The following is a 448-nucleotide window of genomic DNA, read 5'->3' on the forward strand; positions in this document are numbered from 1 at the left end:
CGCTGTGAGAGACCCAGCTGTTGGCGGATCTCTGACAGACGTTTCCCTGGCGCCAGTCCGTCATCGCGCATATTTGCATTTCCTTAACGGTAGTGGTCAGCGCCGCCGCTTTTCAGCATGATGGCCCTGACAGGCGGTGATAAAACCATCAAACAACATACGCGACAGGGCGTATTCGCTACTGTTCCATTCTGGATGCCACTGTACGCCCAGCGCGAAAGGATGATCGTTCACGCTGACCGCTTCCACCAGTCCATCCGGCGCTCGCGCCTCCACGCGCAGCTGCGGACTGAGGGTTTTTGCCCCTTGCCCATGTAGCGAGTTTACCCAAAACGTGTTGCAGCCCGGTATCAATTGCGACAGCAATCCTCCTTCCTGAACCTCAACCTGATGGGACGGCGCATACTGCTGCTCGACGGGCAGTTCAGGATCTTCGCGATGTTCAAGG

General features: G+C 57.1%; 1 protein-coding gene. It reads right to left on the minus strand.

All coding sequences use genetic code 11. From position 1 onward, the window contains the following. Window positions 1-96: 96 nt before the first annotated feature. On the minus strand, window positions 97-448 hold a 352-nt coding region (locus I6F16_RS37590; RefSeq protein ID WP_225174786.1), incomplete at its 5' end, for a gamma-glutamyl-gamma-aminobutyrate hydrolase family protein.

This window comes from Bradyrhizobium sp. IC4060 (assembly GCF_020193715.1).
In the GTDB taxonomy this organism is placed as follows: domain Bacteria; phylum Pseudomonadota; class Alphaproteobacteria; order Rhizobiales; family Xanthobacteraceae; genus Bradyrhizobium; species Bradyrhizobium yuanmingense.